Below are 17,571 nucleotides of genomic sequence, written 5' to 3' on the forward strand. Positions count from 1 at the left end.
GGTCGGCCGTCAGCCGGCGGCGACCTCGGTGGTCGTGCGGATCCGGTCCAGCGCCGGCGGGGAGACCGGCGACTTCTCGGTCAGGTACGCGGTGAAGGCGTCCAGGTCGATCTGGCCGGTCACCGCGTTGGTGCCACCGGTCAGGACGCTGAAGCCGTCGCCGCCACCGGCGAGGAAGTTGTTCACGGTGACCCGGTAGGTGGCGGTGTCGGTCACCGGGGTGCCGTTGATGGTGAGGCTGCCCCGGACCACCCGGGTGCCGGCGCACGGCGTGCCGGCCGGTGCGGTGGTGCCGTTGACGTCCACGACGTAGTTGACCGTCGAGGACGCGTAGAGCACGCGCGCCACTGTGAACTGCTGCTCCAGCATGCAGTAGAGCTGCGCACCGGTCAGGTCCAGCGTCACCAGGTTGTTGGCGAACGGCTGCACGGTGAACGCCTCGGCGTAGGTGACCGGGCCGGCGTCGAGGTCGGCGCGGACGCCACCGGGGTTCATGAACGCGGCGACCGCGTTCTGCTCGGTGTCCGTCGCGGCGAGCTGCGCGTCGGCGATCACGTTGCCCAGCGGCGACTCACCGGTCTGGTACGTCGGCTTGCCGTTGACGTCGACCCCGGTCTGGTACAGGTTCTCCTGGGTCTTGGTGATCGCGGCGGTGGTCTCGCCGACCACGCGGTCGGCCACCGGGCCGAGCGCGGTCTTGTACCGGTTGATCAGGTCGGTCGAGGGCTGGTCCGGCTTCACGTCCCGGGTGACCACCACGTTGTTCGCGGACGCGCTCACCACGTCGCGGGTACGCGGGTCGATCTTCAGGTCGATCTGGGTGACCAGGCGACCGAACGAGCTGGCGCTGGTGACCAGCTTGCCGTTGATGTTGCAGTTGTACGCGGCGTGGGTGTGCCCGCTGACGATCACGTCGATGGACGGGTCCATCCGGTTGGCGATGTCGACGATCGGGCCGCTGAACCCGGTGCAGTCGTTGATGCCGCCGCCGTTCTGCACGCCGCCCTCGTGCAGCAGCACGACGATGCTCTTGACTCCGAGCAGGCGCAGGATCTTGGCGTACTTGTTGGCGGTGTCGGCCTCGTCGGTGAACCGCAGGCCGGCGACGCCCTGCTGGCTGACGATGTTCGGGGTGCCCTCCAGGGTCATCCCGATGAAGCCGATCGGGACGCCCTTGACGATCTTGATGCCGAACGGCTGCATCAGCGGCAGGCCGGTGGAGGTCTTGAAGGCGTTCGCCGAGAGGTAGGTGAACTTGGCGCCACCGAACGGGGTGCCGTCGGCGCAGCCGTCCACCGGGTGGCAGCCGCCGCGCTGCATGCGCAGCAGCTCGGCCGCGCCCTCGTCGAACTCGTGGTTGCCGACGCTCGCGAACTCCAGCCCGGCGAGGTTCATCTCCTCGATGGTCGGCTCGTCGTGGAACGCGGCGGAGAGCAGCGGCGAGGCGCCGATCAGGTCGCCGGCGGCGACCGTGACGGTGCCCTTGCCCTGCTGCTTCGCGGCGGCGCGCATCGACTTCAGGTGGCTGGCCAGGTATTCCGCACCACCGGCGGGCTGGCCGTCGATGCTGCCGCTGGAACCGGTCGGCGGCTCCAGGTTGCCGTGGAAGTCGTTGATCGCGAGCAACTGGACGTCGACCGGCTTCGGGCGGGCCTCGGCCTGGTCGGGGGTGACGGCGACCGCGGTGAACGCGGTCGCGGCGAGTGCGGCCAGGCCGACGGCGGCCCGGCGTCGCATCCCGGTGACGGACATGGAACTCCTCGTGAGGTGCCGGTATGTGGCGTCCGGGCGATGGTTCGCCCGGCGACCCTGATCCGTGCCGTGACAGGTGTCGATCGCGGAGGGCGGTACTCGGGGGATCGCCGCCCCGCCGGGGTAGCTTCTCATCCACCGGCCGCCAGGTCGAACGGGGCGGCATCAGGAATCGTCGTTGCCTCGGGCGGCCCGTACCGGTCTGCCGGACGAGTCGGACATGACGGTCAGGTGAAATTCCGCGCGGCGCACGCTGTCGGTGCCGCCCGTCGTCGAAGGCGCCGGCTCCCAGGGACAGGGAGCCGGCGCCGACGCTCATGTCACGCGGAATTCCTTGCGCTGGCAACCGTCCTTGCCGGAATCACCTCCTGCCGGACACCCATCGCGAACCGAACGGTCGTTCATGTCCGCCGGCCCGGCATTTCGAGCAAACTGTCCGAACTCGACTGACGCTCCGGAGGGCCGGTCGGAGGTCCGCTGTGGGCGGTGCCGACGAGCCTGCGCAACGCCGGCCGGGTCCACCGCACCTCCACCGCCCGGTGCGGAGCGGTGAACGTGAGCATCGGCAGACCCTCGTGGACGCCGACGCGCAGCAGCGTCTCGTAGCGGCCCGGCCCGAGCCTCGCCCGTCCGGTCTCGACCGCCGCGCGGATCCCGGCCAGGTCGGCGCCGGGCGGCCGGTACATCTCCTGCGCCGCGATGTCAGCGAACTGCTCGACCGTCACCAGGTAGCCGCGCGCCGCCGCCAGGCCGGGCAGCAGCGGGTCGTAGAACGCCATGCCGCCGGTCCAGGCCCGCGACTCCCCGGCGAAGTAGACGCCGCCGTCGATCAGCACCGGAACCGTCCGGCGCGGTGGCCGGCGGTCCCGGCAGCCGGGGTACGTGCGCAGCCCGCCGGGTGGACACCCGCCACGCAGGTACCAGTCGAGCCGTGCGGCGTGCAGATTCGAGCCGTACGCGACGTACCAGAGCATCGGCGGCGCGGCTCAGAACCAGCAGGTGCGACCGGCGGCGTGACTGACCTGGACGGTGTGCGTCACACAGCCGCCGTCGGCGACGCGGTGCAGCAGAAAGGCGGTCGGCTCGGCGACGAAACCCGGCTCCTCCTCGTCGGTCATGGTCAGGCTCACCTGGATCCAGGTGCTCGGCGCGGTGGTCAGCACCGTACCGGCGAACGCGCTCGTCACCTGGCGGTGCAGGTGACCCGCGGCGACGCGTACGACATGGGGGTGACGGCCGACCACGGCGGCGAGCGCGTCGGCGTCGTCGAGACCCATCGCGTCCATGCCCGGCACGCCCACCGCGACCGGCGGATGGTGCAGGCACACGACGGCGGGCGCGTCGGTACGCCCGCCGAGCACCCCGTCCAGCCAGGCGAGCTGCTCGTCGCCGAGCCGACCGCCGGGGCTGCCCGGGGTGAGCGAGTCGAGCACGACGAGCGTCGCGTCCGGCAGGTCGACGTGGTAGTGCGCCGAGAAGCCACCGGCCAGGTAGGGGGTGCCGCCGAACGTGTCGAGCAGCGACTCGCGGTCGTCGTGGTTGCCGGTGACCAGGTGCACCGGCAGCGGGAACGCGCCGACGATCTCGCGCAGGGCGAGGTATTCGTCCGGCCGGCCGTTGGCGGTGAGGTCGCCGGTGATCACCACGCAGTCGGGCCGGGGACGCAGCGCGAGCACCGTGCCGAGCGCCCGGTGCAATCCGGACGCCGGGTCGGCCGCGAGCGGGCCGGTGGTCACGTGCGGGTCGCTGAGCTGGGCGATGAGCATCGGCCGCCTCCTCGGGTGCCCGGGCCTTCACGCTATCGCCGTGCGGCCTCCCCGCGCAGGCCCGATCCTGCCCACAGGCTGCGTCCACAGCCTGTGGATAGCACATGTGTACGAAGGTCGGCGGCGGCTGCGCTGAGTACCCTTGATCGCGACCCGACCCCCTCCGAGCAGGAACGACGTGGATCACGAGCGAGTCCTCCGCGACGTCACGGTGCGCCTTCCCACGGCGTCCACCGTCCCGGAGGCGTGCCAGTGGACCGTCGCCGCGCTCGCCCGGCACACCCCGGCGACCGCCACCGTCCTGCTCCGCGTCCACGACCGTCTGCGCTGCGTCGCCGCGACCGGCGCCTGGCAGGTGTTCTCGCACGTGCCGGCCACCGCCGACGGCGCCCCGCCGGGCCGGCACCGGCCCGAACCCTCGGTGGTGCGGCGGGTCTACGCCTCCGGGATCACCGCCGCCGTGCCCGACGTCAGCGCCGACCCCGACTACCTGGAGGTCCGCCCGGACGTCACAGCCGAACTCTGTGTGCCGGTACGCGACCCGGACGGCCGTCCGATCGGCGTGCTCGACCTGCAGTGGAGCGAGCCGGTCGTGCTCGCGGCGTGGCGGGAGACCGCCGAACTGGTGGCCGACCGCCTCGGCGGCCGGATCGCCGCGCTCGGCGGGCCGCCGGCGGAGAGCCGCAGCGAGAAGCTGCTCCGGCACGCCGCCGCCTTCACCGCCGCGCCGACCGACTGGGATCTGATGACCGCCGCGCTCGCCGCAGCCCGGGACGTGTCGGCGCTCGCCGCCGCCGTGCTGGTGCTCACCGGCCGGCGCGGCCCGCGCCTCGGCGCGCCCACCGGCACCCCGGGTGACCTGGAGGCGCGGATCCGGGCCGAGCTGGACGAGGCCGGACCGGCCGGGCTGGACCGCATGATCGACCGGGCCCACCGGTACGGCTCGGCGTACACGCTGGGCGAGGCCGGCCACCCGCCCACCGACGAGTACCTGCCGCTGACCCGGGCCGGCGCGCGCACGCTGGTGGCGGTGCCGGTCGGCACACCGGCCTCCGGTGGCGTGCTGCTCGTCGCCGACGAGCAGCGCCTGCGCCCCGACCCCACCACCGTCAACCTGATCGAGCTGCTCGCCGGGCAGGCGTGGACCTGCCTGGACCGGCTGCGGACGCTCGCCCGGCTCCGCGAGCAGGCCAGCTCGGACCCGCTCACCGGGCTGCGGCACACCGGCCCCTTCGGGCAGCGGATCGCCACCGCCACGCCGGGGCGTACCGCGCTGCTGGCGATCGACGTGGACGGGTTCAAGGACGTCAACGACACGTACGGCCACCAGGCCGGCGACCGGCTGTTGGTGGGTCTGGCCCGGGCACTCGAAGGCGCGTTGCGTCAGGGCGACGAGCTGTACCGGACCGGTGGCGACGAGTTCGTGGCGGTGATCGAGGTGAGCCGCCCGGAGGAGGCGGTCCGGATCGCCGAACGGCTCACCGAGGCGGCTCGCCGTACCGGCCGGACGATCAGCGTCGGCGTCGCCCTGCCGAGACCCGGCGAGTCCCCCGAACGCACCCTGCACCGAGCCGACCAGGCCCTGTACGCGGTCAAGCGCCACGGCCGAGACGGAGTCCACCTCTCCGCCGCCTGACCGCCCCCGCTCCCGTCACCCCTCTCCCCCGCGATCTTGCACTTTAGGCCCTGGCAAATGCCGCATATGCCTCCCAAGCAGGGCGGAAAGTGCAAGATCAACGCCGGAAAGGGCGGCAGCGGGAGGGCGGCGGGAGGAGGGCCGCGTTATGGGCGGGTCAGGTCCTTGGCCAGGAGTTCGGCGATCTGGGCCGTGTTGAGGGCTGCGCCCTTGCGGAGGTTGTCACCGGTCACGAAGAGGTCCAGGGCGCGGGGGTCGTCAACCGCTCGCCGGATGCGGCCCACCCAGGACGGGTCGGTGCCGACCGCGTCGATCGGCATCGGGAACTCCCCGGCCGCCGGGTCGTCGACCAGGATCACGCCCGGGGCGTTGCGCAGCGCCTCGCGGGCACCCTCGGCGTCCACCTCGGTGGCGAAGACCGCGTGCACGGCGACCGAGTGACCGGTCACCACCGGCACCCGTACGCAGGTGGCGGACACCTTGAGGTCGGGCAGCCCGAGGATCTTGCGCGACTCGTTGCGCAGCTTCATCTCCTCGGAGGACCAGCCGCCGTCGGCGAGCGAGCCCGCCCACGGTACGACGTTGAGCGCCAGCGGCGCCGGGAACGGACCCAGCTCGTCGCCGACGGCCTGTCGCACGTCACCGGCGCGGGAACCGAGCACCCGGTCGCCGGCGATCTTGCCGAGCTGGAGGTGCAGCGCGTCCACGCCGGCCTGCCCCGCCCCGGAGACCGCCTGGTACGACGCGAGCACCAGCTCGCGCAGGCCGTACTCGCGGTGCAGCGGCGCGACCGCCACGATCATCGCCAGCGTGGTGCAGTTGGCGTTGGCGATGATCCCCTTGGGCCGGTTGCGTACCTGCTCGGGGTTGATCTCAGGGACGACGAGCGGCACGTCGCGGTCCATCCGGAACGCGCCGGAGTTGTCCACCACCACCGCGCCGCGCGCGGCGGCGACCGGGGCCCACTGCGCGGAGACGTCGTCCGGCACGTCGAACATCGCCACGTCGACGCCGTCGAGCGCGTCGGCGGTGAGCGCCTGGACGGTCAGCTCCTCGCCCCGGCACTGCACGCGCCGGCCCGCCGACCGCTCGGAGGCGAGCAGCCGGATCTCGCCCCACACGTTGCGCCTGGAGGAGAGGATCTGGCACATCACCGTACCGACGGCACCTGTCGCCCCGACCACGGCGAGGGTGGGCAGCGACGGCATGGCGCGTTACCGCCCGGTGCCGGCGTAGACGACGGCTTCGGTGTCACCACCCAGCTCGAAGGCGTCGTGGATGGCCCGGACCGCCTTGTCGAGGTCGGTGTCGCGGCAGACCACGGAGACCCGGATCTCCGACGTGGAGATCATCTCGATGTTCACGCCGGCCGCGCCGAGGGCGGCGAAGAAGCCGGCGGCCACGCCCGGGTGCGAACGCATGCCCGCGCCGATCAGCGAGACCTTGCCGACGTGGTCGTCGTACAGCAGGCCCTTGAACTTGACCGACTCCTGGATCTTGCTGAGCGCGGTCATCGCGGTCGGGCCGTCGGCCTTGGGCAGCGTGAACGAGATGTCCGTGCGGCCGGTGCCCTCGGTGGACACGTTCTGCACGATCATGTCGATGTTGATCTCCGCGCCGGCTACGGTGTCGAAGATCGCCGCGGCGGCACCCGGCTCGTCGGGCACGCCGACGATCGTGATCTTCGCTTCGCTGCGGTCGTGGGCGACCCCGGTGATCAGTGCCTGTTCCACAGGAAGGTCCTCCATCGATCCGGTGACCATCGTGCCGGTGTTGGTCGAGTATGACGAACGGACGTGGATCGGCAAGCCCGCGCGCCGCGCGTACTCGACGCTGCGCAGGTGCAGCACCTTCGCGCCGCAGGCGGCCAGCTCCAGCATCTCCTCGTAGGTGATCTGCTTGATGTGCCGGGCGTTCGGCACGATGCGCGGGTCGGCGGTGAAGATGCCGTCCACGTCGGTGTAGATCTCGCAGACGTCCGCCTCCAGCGCGGCGGCGAGCGCCACGGCTGTGGTGTCCGAGCCGCCCCGCCCGAGCGTGGTCACGTCCTTGGTGTCCTGCGAGACGCCCTGGAAGCCGGCCACGATGACCACCGCGCCCTCGTCCAGCGCGCCCTTGAGCCGCCCCGGGGTCACGTCGATGATCCGGGCCCGGCCGTGCACCGAGGTGGTGATCACGCCGGCCTGGGAACCGGTGAACGAGCGGGCCTCGTACCCCAGGTTGTGGATGGCCATGGCGAGCAGCGCCATGGAGATCCGCTCCCCGGCGGTGAGCAGCATGTCCAGCTCACGGCCCGGCGGCAGCGGGCTGACCTGGTTGGCCAGGTCGAGCAGCTCGTCGGTGGTGTCGCCCATGGCGGACACCACCACCACCACGTCGTCGCCGGCCTTGCGCGCGGCCACGATGCGCTCGGCCACCCGCTTGATCCGCTCGGCGTTGGCGACGGAGGACCCGCCGTACTTCTGCACCACGAGTGCCACGACGGTGCACTCCCTCCCAGCGACGACCCTGAGCGTGCCGACGCCGCCGGGTCTCTCGGTCCGGCGGCGCGTGTCAGACCGCCTCAGCCTATCGGGCGGGCCGCGACGCCGGGCCGGGTGATCCCACCATCCGGCCCCGGCGTGGGGCGGCTCACCAGCCCGGGAGGACGCGACACGCCAAGCGGTACAGCCGTACGGTGGGATGACCGGGACCGTGTCCACGACGCAGAATGAGCCGGTGCACGCTCATCGACGTGCGGCCCGCCTGACCGGCGTGGTCGCACTCACCCTGCCGGTACTGCTGGCCGCCTGCGACGGCGGCACTCCCGAGGCGGCGCCCACCGGCACCGCCGACCCGGTCCCGGTGCAGGTCGACGCCGCCCGCGAGGAACTGGCCGGGCTGGCCGCCGCGGCGCAGGACCGGCACCTCACCGCCACGTACGCGTTCGCGCCCGCCGAGGGCTCCCCCCGCACGGTGTCCTTCACCAGCGCCAACGACGGCAGCTGGCGGGTCGACGTGCCCGGCTGGGGGCACGCCGGCACCGTGGACGTCTCGCTCGCCGGCACCTCCGACGGGCTGTTCCAGTGCGCGCTGCCGTCGGCCGGCTGGGCCCAGGCGGCGACCTGCGTGCGCCTCGGCGACGCCGACGACGCGGTGCCGCGCCGGCTCGACCCCCGGGTGCAGCACCCGTTCACCGACTGGCTGGAGGTGCTGACCGACCGGCGCGCGCCGCTCGCGGTCTCCCCCGCCGAGCCGCTGCCCGGCGCCGACGGCCCGTGCTACACGGTCGACAGCACCTCGGCGTCGCTGAACGCGCCGCTGGACGTGGGCATCTACTGCTTCCGGGAGGACGGCACACCGGCGGCGGTAAAGGCCGGATTCGGCACCCTGACGCTGACCGGCGAGCCCGGCGCCGCGCCGGGCACCGTCGAGCTGGCCGGCGCGGTGACCGACGGCGAGCCGGTCAGCCGGGACGCCCCGAGCCCGGGAGCGCCGTAGCCGGCCACCGATCCGGTGACTCCGATCCCATAGTCCGGACCAGCCTTCCCACCGCACGTCCCACCACGTAGGGTGACCTTGTCATGTGGCGCGCGTACCTTCTCCTTGGCTGCCGCGACGAGGCCTGACCGGCCGGCACCTCGTCGCGGAGTAGAAACGCGCCGTCCAGCACATCCGATCTTCTTCTCGGCACCGCCGCGCACCGTCGCCCGGCATCTCGCCGACACCTTTCCGATCTGCTGACGCCACATGTTCCAGGGAGCACTCCGAGATGGCTCAACCTGTCACCGAGACCGATCCGTTCGCCAGCCAGCGCCCCAGCCGGATGCCGGTCCACCGCTACGTTCCGTACGACCGTGAGTTCGGCGTCGACCTGCCGGACCGCGCCTGGCCGACCCGCCGCGTCGAGGCCGCGCCCCGCTGGTGCGCAGTCGACCTCCGCGACGGCAACCAGGCCCTGATCGACCCGATGTCGCCCGAGCGCAAGCGCCGGATGTTCCAGCTCCTGGTGCAGATGGGCTACAAGGAGATCGAGGTCGGCTTCCCGTCGGCCAGCCAGACCGACTACGACTTCGTACGGCAGCTGATCGAGCAGGACCTGATTCCCGAGGACGTCACCATCCAGGTGCTGACCCAGTGCCGGGAGCACCTGATCGAGCGGACCTTCGAGTCGCTGCGCGGCGCCCGCCGGGCCATCGTGCACTTCTACAACTCCACCTCGACGCTGCAGCGCCGGGTGGTCTTCGGCCTGGACCGCGACGGCATCACCGACATCGCCACGCAGGGCGCGCGGCTGTGCCAGAAGTACGCGGAGATCCACACCCCGGACACCGACATCCACTACGAGTACTCGCCGGAGTCGTACACGGGCACCGAGCTGGAGTACGCGCTGGAGGTCTGCTCGGCGGTCATCGACGTGATCGACCCGACGCCGGACCGGAAGCTGATCATCAACCTGCCGGCCACCGTCGAGATGGCGATGCCGAACGTCTACGCCGACTCGATCGAGTGGATGCACCGGCGCCTGCCCCGGCGGGACAGCCTGGTGCTGAGCCTGCACCCGCACAACGACCGGGGCACCGGCGTGGCCGCCGCCGAGCTGGGCCTGCTGGCCGGCGCCGACCGGATCGAGGGCTGCCTGTTCGGCAACGGCGAGCGCACCGGCAACGTCGACCTGGTGACGCTGGGCCTGAACATGTTCTCCCAGGGCATCGACCCTATGATCGACTTCTCGAACATCGACGAGATCAAGCGCGCCGTCGAGTACTGCAACCAGCTGCCGGTGCACGAGCGCCACCCGTACGCGGGCGACCTGGTCTACACGGCGTTCTCCGGCTCGCACCAGGACGCGATCAACAAGGGCTTCGCCGCGCTGAACGCCGACGCCACGGCGGCCGGGGTGCCGGTCGACGACTTCACCTGGGCGGTGCCCTACCTGCCGATCGACCCGAAGGACCTGGGCCGCACCTACGAGGCGGTCATCCGGGTCAACTCGCAGTCCGGCAAGGGCGGCGTCGCGTACATCATGAAGACCGAGCACCAGCTCGACCTGCCGCGCCGCCTCCAGATCGAGTTCTCCGGCGTGGTGCAGCAGGTCACCGACCACGACGGCGGCGAGGTCGAGCCGGGCGCCATGTGGGAGATCTTCGCCCGCAACTACCTGGTCGACCACCAGGTCGACCCGGCCGTCAAGCTGGCCGAGTACACCATCGGCACCGTCGACGGCAAGGTCGAGATCGACGCCCGCGTCGGCTTCGGCGGCGACACCCGCGCGCTCACCGCTGTCGGCAACGGCCCGATCGACGCGTACGTCAACGCGTTGCAGTCCCTGGGCGTGGCGGTACGGGTGCTCGACTACCACGAGCACGCGCTGTCCTCCGGCGGGGACGCACAGGCCGCCGCGTACGTGGAGTGCGAGGTGGACGGCCGCACGGTGTGGGGCGTCGGGGTGGACGCCAACATCGTCACCGCCTCGATCAAGGCGGTCACGAGCGCGGTGAACCGCACCCGCGCCTGATCCCGGCGACGCGGGGGTCCGGCCTCAGGCCGGGCCCCCGCTCTGCTTCGGCGGGCGGTGGATCAGCACGGCGGCGAGCACCGCGCCGGCGAGCAGCAGCCCGGCGCACCACGCCAACGCCCCCCGGTACGCGTCGGCCAGTGCGCCCTTCTGCTCGTACCCGGTGCCGGAGAGCCCGACCAGCAGCGGCAGCGCGGCCACCGCGAGCAGGCCGCCGGCCCGGGAGGCGGCGTTGTTGAAGCCGCTCGCCACCCCGGCGAAGCGGTCCGAGACCGCGCCGAGCACCGACGTGGTCAGCGGCGCCACCACGAGCGTGAGCCCGGCGCCGAACAGCGTCACGCCCGGCAGCACGTCCACCCAGTACGACGCGCCCGGCCCGACCCGGCGCAACAGCAGCAGACCCGCCGCGGCGATCACCGGGCCGACGGTGAGCGGCAGCCGGGGGCCGATGCGGGCCGACAGCGCGCCCGCGCGCGGCGAGCCGACCAGCAGCAGCACCGTCATCGGCACCGTGGCCAGGCCGGTGAGCAGCGCCGACCAGCCGACCACGTTCTGCAGGTAGACGGCGAGGAAGAAGGTGAACCCGCCGAGCGCCGCGTACACCACCACAGTGAAGACGTTCAGCACGGAGAACAGCCGGCTGGAGAACAGCCCGGTGGGCAGCATCGCGGTGCCGCCGCGCCGCCGCTCGACCAGCACGAACACCACCACCGCGGCCACTCCGAGCACCGCCGTGACCAGCACCGCCGGGGAGTCCAGGCCGCGCGCCGGCGCGTCGATCAGCGCGTACGTGATCCCACCGAGCGCGAGCGCGCCGAGCAGCGCACCGGCCACGTCGAACCGACGCCCCTCCCCGGTACGCGACGCCTCCTCGTCCCGGCTCTCCGGTACCCAGCGCAGCGCGGCGAGCACCACGCCGACGGCCAGCGGCAGGTTGACGAAGAAGATCCACCGCCAGGAGAGCGTGTCGATGAGCCAGCCGCCGAGCAGCGGACCGAGCGCTGTGGACACCCCGGACAGCCCGGACCAGGTGCCGATGGCCCGGCCCCGGTCGTCCGGGTGGAAGCCGGCCTGGAGCACCGACAGCGAGCCGGGGGTGAGCAGCGCCCCGCCGGCGCCCTGGAGGAACCGGGCGGCGACGAGCCATCCGGTGTCCTGGGCCAGCCCGCAGAGCACCGACGCCACCGCGAACCAGACCACGCCGAGCAGGAAGACGCGCCGCCGCCCGAACCGGTCCCCGAGTGCGCCGCCGAGCAGCACGAACGCGGCGAGCATGAGCAGGTAGCCGTTCACCGTCCACTGCAGACCGGCGACCGTGGCGTCCAGTTCGGCGCCGAGGCGCGGCAGCGCGACGTTGACGACCGTGCTGTCCAGGAACACCATGCCGGAGGCGAGGATCGCGGCGAGCAGCGTGCCGCGTCCGGCGGCGGAGCCGGTACGCAGCGCGGGAGCGGGTGAGGTCACGTCTCACCACTCTGCCCGCCGCCCACCGTCGACGCCACGAATCGCGGAAACCGCCGCCGGGTACTGTGCGGACTCGCCCGGAGCACGCAAGCTGGAGAGGTGTCGTCTGTGCGTACGAGATCAGGAGCCCGTGCCGGGCTGGCGGCCGCGCTGAGCGCGGTGCTCGCCCTCGGCGTGGCCGGCTGCGACGTGTCGGTCACCGAGCCGGAGGCGCCGCCGAGCGCCGCCGGGAACGTCAACAAGCAGCTCGGTGAGCTCACAGTGGCCACCGCCGGGTCGATGAAGGGCTACAGCCGCTCCCGTTTCCCGCACTGGCGCGGCACCGGCAAGAACTGCGACGTACGCGACAGCGTGCTGCAACGCGACGGCGAGGGCATCAAGCTGTCCGGCTGCAACGTGGTCGGCGGCCGGTGGGAGAGCGTCTACGACGGCGTGGTGCTCAACGATCCCTCGGACGTGGACATCGACCACACGGTGCCGCTGGCCGCCGCGTGGCGGTCGGGCGCGGACGAGTGGGACGACTCGAAGCGCGGCGACTTCGCCAACGACCTGACCCGGCCGCAGCTCATCGCGGTTTCGGCGCGGTCCAACCGGGCAAAGGGTGACCAGGATCCGTCCCAGTGGAAGCCGCCGAACCGGTCGTCCTGGTGTCAGTACGCGGCGGACTGGGTGACGGTCAAGCACTACTGGCGGCTGACTGTGACAAGTGCCGAGAAGGCCGCTCTCACCGACATGCTGGAGGGCTGCACATGGGCGAGCAAACCGTGACCGGGCCGGGCGCCACACCGGCCCCGGAGGCAGGCGGCGCACCGGCCCCGGAGTCCGCACCGGCCGGTCCGGCCTCGGCCGGGATGACGGCGGACGGCCGGCAGCCGGCGTCCGCCGACGTCGCCGGGGCGGGCATGACCGCCGACGCGGTGCCGGGTGCACCGGCCGGCGGCGCGCCGGGTGGACCGGCGGACCGGACCGCTGACATCACCGCCGGGCCGGGCGGGGTCATGACGGACGAGGTGGGCGTGGTGACCGGCGAGTTGACGTTGCGCACCGAGCACGCCGACGGCCGGGTGACGCTGCGGGTGCAGTACAAGGACGCCGACGAGTGGTACGCGGTCACCGGTGGTTCCGCGCCGCTGGCCGACCCGGCCGCGCTGGACGCCGTGCACACGATCGCGGTGGGCCTGCTCAACCGTCCCGAGGGCTGACCGACGAGAAGTGCGCGTCCCCACCCGGTCCGGGTGGGGACGCGCACTTTCGTGTCAGACGTACGAGCCGGGCTCGCTCGGCGCGGAGACCACGCCGGGCTCCTCGCCCTCGCCCTCCGGCCGGGTGATCTTCGCGGTCACCTCGTGCGGGCGCAGCTCACCGGCGGCGATCTGCTCGGCCCAGTGGCAGGCGACCCGGCTGGCGCCGATCTGGCGCAGCTCCGGCCGCTCGTCGGCGCAACGGGTCGGCTGCGCCCACGGGCAGCGGGTGTGGAACCGGCAGCCCGACGGCGGGTTGGCGGGCGACGGCAGGTCACCGGCGAGCAGGATGCGCTCGCGCCGGTCCTCGACGTCCGGGTCCGGCACCGGCACCGCCGACATCAGCGCCCGGGTGTACGGGTGCAGCGGCTCGGTGTAGAGCCGCTCGCTCGGCGCCTCCTCCACCAGCGCGCCCAGGTACATCACGCCGACGATGTCGGAGATGTGCCGCACCACGGCCAGGTCGTGCGCGATGACCAGGTAGGTCAGGCCGAGGCTGTCCTGGAGTTCGTCGAGCAGGTTCACCACCTGCGCCTGGATCGACACGTCCAGCGCGGAGACCGGCTCGTCGGCGACGATCAGCTCCGGGCCGAGGACCAGGGCGCGGGCGATGCCGATGCGCTGGCGCTGGCCGCCGGAGAACTCGTGCGGGTAGCGGGACAGCGCCCATTTCGGCAGGCCCACCGCGTCGAGCGTCTCGCCGATGATCCGCCGCCGGTCGTCCCGGTTCGCGCCGATGCCGTGGGTCTGGAGGCCCTCGGTCAGGATCGACTCGACGTTCTGCCGGGGGTCCAGGCTGGACATCGGGTCCTGGAAGATCATCTGCATCCGGCGGCGCATCGAGCGCAGCCTGCCTGCGGGCAGCGTGGTCAGCTCGACGCCGTCGAACGTCACCTCGCCGCCGGTCGGCGGGGTGAGCTGGAGCAGCGCCCGGCCGAGCGTGGACTTGCCGCAACCCGACTCGCCCACCAGCCCGTACGTCTTGCCGCGCGGGATGCTCAGGTCGACCCCGTCGACCGCCTTGACGTGCCCGACGGTCCGGTCGAAGATCACGCCCCGGCGGATCGGGAAGTGCACCTTCAGGTCGCGGACCTCGACGAGGATGTCGTCGTCGCTCATGGGGTCTCCTCCTCGCGCGGAGCCGGTCCGAAGCCGGGCACGGCGGGCGGGTCGGCCGGTTCGGCCTGGGCCGGCACGGCACCCGGTTCGGTGGTCGTCGGCGCGGTCGCCCGGGCGTCCGCCTCCGGGGTCAGGCCGGGGATCGGCACCGGGTTGACGCAGCGGTAGCTGCGCGCGTCGTGGGTCAGCACCAGCTCCGGCGGTTCACCCACGCACTCGTCGACGCGGCGGGCGCAGCGCGGGGCGAACGCGCAGCCGTCCGGCCAGGGCAGCACGTCGCGCACCGAGCCGGGGATGGGGTTCAGCCGTTCGCCACGGCCGGCGTCGAGGCGCGGCACCGAGGCGAGCAGACCCTCGGTGTACGGGTGCCGGGGCTGGCGGAACAGCGGACGGCGGGTGGCCGTCTCCACCACCCGGCCGGCGTAGAGCACGTTGACGGTGTCGCACATGCCGGCCACCACGCCGAGGTCGTGCGTGATCATCACCAGTGCGGTGCCGGAGTCCCGGACCAGGTCCTTCAGCAGTTCCAGGATCTGCGCCTGGATGGTGACGTCGAGGGCGGTGGTCGGCTCGTCGGCGATCAGCAGCCGGGGCTGGCAGGCGACAGCCATGGCGATCAGCGCCCGCTGCCGCATGCCGCCGGAGAGCTGGTGCGGGTACTCCTTGAGGCGCCGCCGAGGGTCCGGGATGCCCACCCGGTCGAGCAGGTCGGCGGCCTCCTTGGCGGCCGCCTCGCCCTTCATGCCCCGGTGCCGGGCCAGCACCTCGGTCACCTGGAGCCCGATCGGGATGACCGGGTTCAGCGAGGACAGCGGATCCTGGAAGATCATCGCGACGTCCCGGCCGCGGATGTCGCGGCGGGCCCGGTCGTCGAGCTGGAGCAGGTCGGTGCCGTCGAAGACCGCCTTGCCGCCGACCCGCAGGCCCGGCTGCTTGGGCAGCAGGCCCATGATGGCCAGCGACGTGACGCTCTTGCCGCAGCCGGACTCGCCGACCAGGCCGACCACCTCACCGGCGTCGACCGAGAAGGACACCCCGTCCACCGCGTGCACGGTGCGCTGCCCACGACGGGCGAACGTGACGGAGAGGTCGTCCACTTCGAGCAGTGCCATGACTGACTGACCTACTTCCGCAGCTTCGGATCGAGGGCCTCGCGCATCGCCTCACCGAGCAGGGTGAACCCGAGCGCGGTGATGATGATGCCGAGCGCCGGATAGATCGCCAGGCCCGGCCGGATGCCCAGGTACGGCTGCGCGTCGGCGAGCATGACGCCCCACTCCGGGATGGCCGAGTCGGGGTTGCCGAGGCCGAGGAAGGACAGCGCGGCCGCCTCGATGATCGCGGTCGCCAGCGTCAGCGTGGCCTGCACGATGACCGGGGCAATCGAGTTCGGCACCACGTGGGTGAGGGCGATCTTGGACCGCTTCACGCCGAGCGACGTCGCGGCCAGCACGTAGTCGCTGTTGGCCTGCGCGATCATCGAGCCGCGCAGCAGCCGCGCGAAGATCGGCACCGACACCACACCGACGGCGATCATCACGGTGGTGAGGCTGGCGCCGAGCAGCGCCGCGATGCTCACCGCGAGCAGCAGGCTCGGCATGGCCAGCAGCATGTCGATGAAGCGCATCAGGGTGGTGTCGATCCAGCGGCCCCAGCGCCCGCCGAGGCCGGCCGCGGCACCGGCGACGCCGCCGATCAGCGCGCCGACCGCGAGACCGATCAGGGTGGAGACGACGCCGACGAGCAGCGTCTGCCGGGCGCCGACGATGAGCCGGCTGAACTCGTCCCGGCCCTGGTGGTCGAAGCCGAGCCAGTGGTCGGCGGAGATGCCCGGGATGATGCCCTGGCCGGACTTGACCAGGCCCTCGCGGATGCCGATGGAGTCCGTCGGGCTGTACGGGACGAGGAACGGCCCGATGACCGCGACCAGGACAAAGATCGCCAGGATGACCACGCCGATGACGGCCGCCGGGTTGCGCCGCAGCCGGCGGAACGCCTCCTTCCAGAGGCTCACCCCCTGCTCGTCGTCGCGGGCGGCCAGCTCGGCGAGCCGGTCGATCTTCTCGCGCTTCTTGCCAGTGGTGATGGTCATCGCACCCTCACCCTCGGGTCGATCACGCTGTAGGAGAGGTCGACCAGGAGATTCACCAGCACGTACACCACCGCAATGATCATGATGAAGCCCATCAGCACCGGGTAGTCGCGCTGACTGATCGACTCGGCGACGAACGCGCCGATGCCGCTGAACGCGAACACGGTCTCGGTGAGCACCGCGCCGGAGAGCAGGAGACCGGTCTGGAGACCGATCGAGGTGGCCACCGGCAGCATGGCGTTGCGCAGCACGTGCCGGCGGCGGACGGTCCGCTCGGTCAGGCCCTTGGCCTCGGCGGTGCGGACGAAGTCCTCGTTGAGCACCTCCAGCACGCTGGCCCGGGTGATCCGGACGATGATCGCGAGCGGGATGCTGGCGAGCGCGATGCCCGGCAGCACGAGGTGCCAGAGCGCGTCGGCGGCGGCGTCCCACTCGCGGGTCATGAGCCCGTCGAGGACGAAGAAGTTGGTGACCCGGGTCGCCCCGATGGTCGGGTCCTGCCGGCCGCTGGAGGGGAACCAGCCCAGGTTCTCCGCGAAGATCGCCTTGAGCACGTACGCCAGGAAGAAGACCGGGATGCAGATGCCGATGAGCGATCCGCCGACCGAGGCATGGTCGAGGAACCGGCCGCGGCGGCGGGCGGCCAGGTAGCCGAGCGGGATGCCGATGCCGACCGCGAGGATCATGGCCATGACGGTCAGCTCGACGGTGCCGGGGAACCGCTCCACGAACTCCGTGGTGACGGCCCGCTTCGTACCGGTCGAGGTGCCCAGGTCGAGCCGGATCATCCGCCGCAGGAAGCGGGCGTACTGGACCAGGATCGGCTCGTCGAGGCCGAGGTTGCGCCGGATGGCGGCGCGCGTCTCGGGCGTGCCCCGTTCACCGAGGATCGCGGTCTCGGGCCCGCCGGGAAGTCGGTGGAGCCAGATGAACAGCAGGACGGAGAGCCCGAACAGCGTTGGTATCAGCTGTAGCAGGCGTCTGATGATGAACCGGAACACGGG

15 protein-coding genes are annotated in these 17,571 nt (G+C 72.2%); 5 read left to right on the forward strand and 10 right to left on the reverse strand.

Annotation, left to right across the window (positions count from 1 at the left end; translation table 11 throughout):
- Positions 1-9: 9 nt before the first annotated feature.
- From ACN27D_RS12195 to ACN27D_RS12205, 3 genes are all read right to left on the reverse strand, one after another.
- Complete coding sequence (locus ACN27D_RS12195; RefSeq protein ID WP_120572741.1) at positions 10-1,752, reverse strand: bifunctional metallophosphatase/5'-nucleotidase; 1,743 nt, start codon at positions 1,750-1,752, stop codon at positions 10-12.
- A 401-nt stretch (positions 1,753-2,153) separates the two neighbouring features.
- A complete protein-coding gene (locus ACN27D_RS12200) occupies positions 2,154-2,726 on the reverse strand; it encodes a histone deacetylase (protein ID WP_421499131.1) in 573 nt (190 codons plus the stop codon).
- A gap of 12 nt (positions 2,727-2,738) precedes the next feature.
- Complete coding sequence (locus ACN27D_RS12205) at positions 2,739-3,518, reverse strand: phosphodiesterase (protein ID WP_121685100.1); 780 nt, start codon at positions 3,516-3,518, stop codon at positions 2,739-2,741.
- A 178-nt stretch (positions 3,519-3,696) separates the two neighbouring features.
- On the opposite strand from ACN27D_RS12205, the gene ACN27D_RS12210 reads away from it, so the two are divergent.
- Positions 3,697-5,154, forward strand: a complete 1,458-nt coding sequence (locus tag ACN27D_RS12210) for a GGDEF domain-containing protein (protein ID WP_358173900.1) — start codon at positions 3,697-3,699, stop codon at positions 5,152-5,154.
- Between the two features lie 146 nt (positions 5,155-5,300).
- On the opposite strand, the gene ACN27D_RS12215 is transcribed toward ACN27D_RS12210, so the two are convergent.
- Together ACN27D_RS12215 and ACN27D_RS12220 are read right to left on the reverse strand one after the other, a co-directional pair.
- Positions 5,301-6,362: an aspartate-semialdehyde dehydrogenase gene (locus ACN27D_RS12215; protein WP_091330619.1), complete on the reverse strand. Its 1,062-nt coding sequence runs from the start codon at positions 6,360-6,362 to the stop codon at positions 5,301-5,303.
- A 6-nt stretch (positions 6,363-6,368) separates the two neighbouring features.
- Complete coding sequence (locus tag ACN27D_RS12220; protein ID WP_091330618.1) at positions 6,369-7,634, reverse strand: aspartate kinase; 1,266 nt, start codon at positions 7,632-7,634, stop codon at positions 6,369-6,371.
- A gap of 238 nt (positions 7,635-7,872) precedes the next feature.
- Here ACN27D_RS12220 and ACN27D_RS12225 point away from each other — a divergent pair, with 238 nt between their 5' ends.
- A complete protein-coding gene (locus tag ACN27D_RS12225) occupies positions 7,873-8,634 on the forward strand; it encodes a hypothetical protein (RefSeq protein WP_233585928.1) in 762 nt (253 codons plus the stop codon).
- A gap of 271 nt (positions 8,635-8,905) precedes the next feature.
- Positions 8,906-10,651, forward strand: a complete 1,746-nt coding sequence (gene leuA / locus ACN27D_RS12230) for a 2-isopropylmalate synthase (protein WP_350815443.1) — start codon at positions 8,906-8,908, stop codon at positions 10,649-10,651.
- A 24-nt stretch (positions 10,652-10,675) separates the two neighbouring features.
- Here leuA and ACN27D_RS12235 read toward each other — a convergent pair whose 3' ends face one another.
- Positions 10,676-12,115: an MFS transporter gene (locus tag ACN27D_RS12235; protein WP_421499132.1), complete on the reverse strand. Its 1,440-nt coding sequence runs from the start codon at positions 12,113-12,115 to the stop codon at positions 10,676-10,678.
- Between the two features lie 108 nt (positions 12,116-12,223).
- Here ACN27D_RS12235 and ACN27D_RS12240 point away from each other — a divergent pair, with 108 nt between their 5' ends.
- Both ACN27D_RS12240 and ACN27D_RS12245 read left to right on the forward strand, forming a co-directional pair.
- Positions 12,224-12,883 (forward strand): HNH endonuclease family protein, encoded by a 660-nt coding sequence (locus ACN27D_RS12240; protein ID WP_013474959.1) that lies wholly within the window; start codon positions 12,224-12,226, stop codon positions 12,881-12,883.
- Complete coding sequence (locus ACN27D_RS12245) at positions 12,865-13,317, forward strand: hypothetical protein (RefSeq protein ID WP_013474958.1); 453 nt, start codon at positions 12,865-12,867, stop codon at positions 13,315-13,317. Before ACN27D_RS12240 ends, ACN27D_RS12245 begins: the two co-directional genes overlap by 19 nt.
- Positions 13,318-13,371: 54 nt before the next feature.
- Here the strand turns inward: ACN27D_RS12245 and ACN27D_RS12250 are convergent, their stop codons facing one another.
- From ACN27D_RS12250 to ACN27D_RS12265, 4 genes are read right to left on the reverse strand one after another with little or no spacing between them, the layout of a single operon-like run.
- Positions 13,372-14,475, reverse strand: a complete 1,104-nt coding sequence (locus ACN27D_RS12250; protein WP_358173888.1) for an ABC transporter ATP-binding protein — start codon at positions 14,473-14,475, stop codon at positions 13,372-13,374.
- Positions 14,472-15,587 carry an ABC transporter ATP-binding protein gene (locus ACN27D_RS12255; RefSeq protein WP_064446814.1) on the reverse strand — a complete coding sequence of 372 codons (1,116 nt, stop codon included), beginning with the start codon at positions 15,585-15,587 and terminating at the stop codon, positions 14,472-14,474. The genes ACN27D_RS12250 and ACN27D_RS12255 overlap by 4 nt, the downstream gene beginning before the upstream one ends.
- An 11-nt stretch (positions 15,588-15,598) precedes the next feature.
- Positions 15,599-16,567 (reverse strand): ABC transporter permease, encoded by a 969-nt coding sequence (locus ACN27D_RS12260; RefSeq protein ID WP_064446815.1) that lies wholly within the window; start codon positions 16,565-16,567, stop codon positions 15,599-15,601.
- On the reverse strand, positions 16,564-17,568 hold the full coding sequence (locus tag ACN27D_RS12265; RefSeq protein ID WP_013289048.1) for an ABC transporter permease: 1,005 nt from the start codon (positions 17,566-17,568) through the stop codon (positions 16,564-16,566). The genes ACN27D_RS12260 and ACN27D_RS12265 overlap by 4 nt, the downstream gene beginning before the upstream one ends.
- Positions 17,569-17,571: the final 3 nt, after the last annotated feature.

Origin of the sequence: Micromonospora sp. WMMD1274 (genome assembly GCF_049179035.1) — a bacterium.
GTDB lineage: Bacteria > Actinomycetota > Actinomycetes > Mycobacteriales > Micromonosporaceae > Micromonospora > Micromonospora tulbaghiae.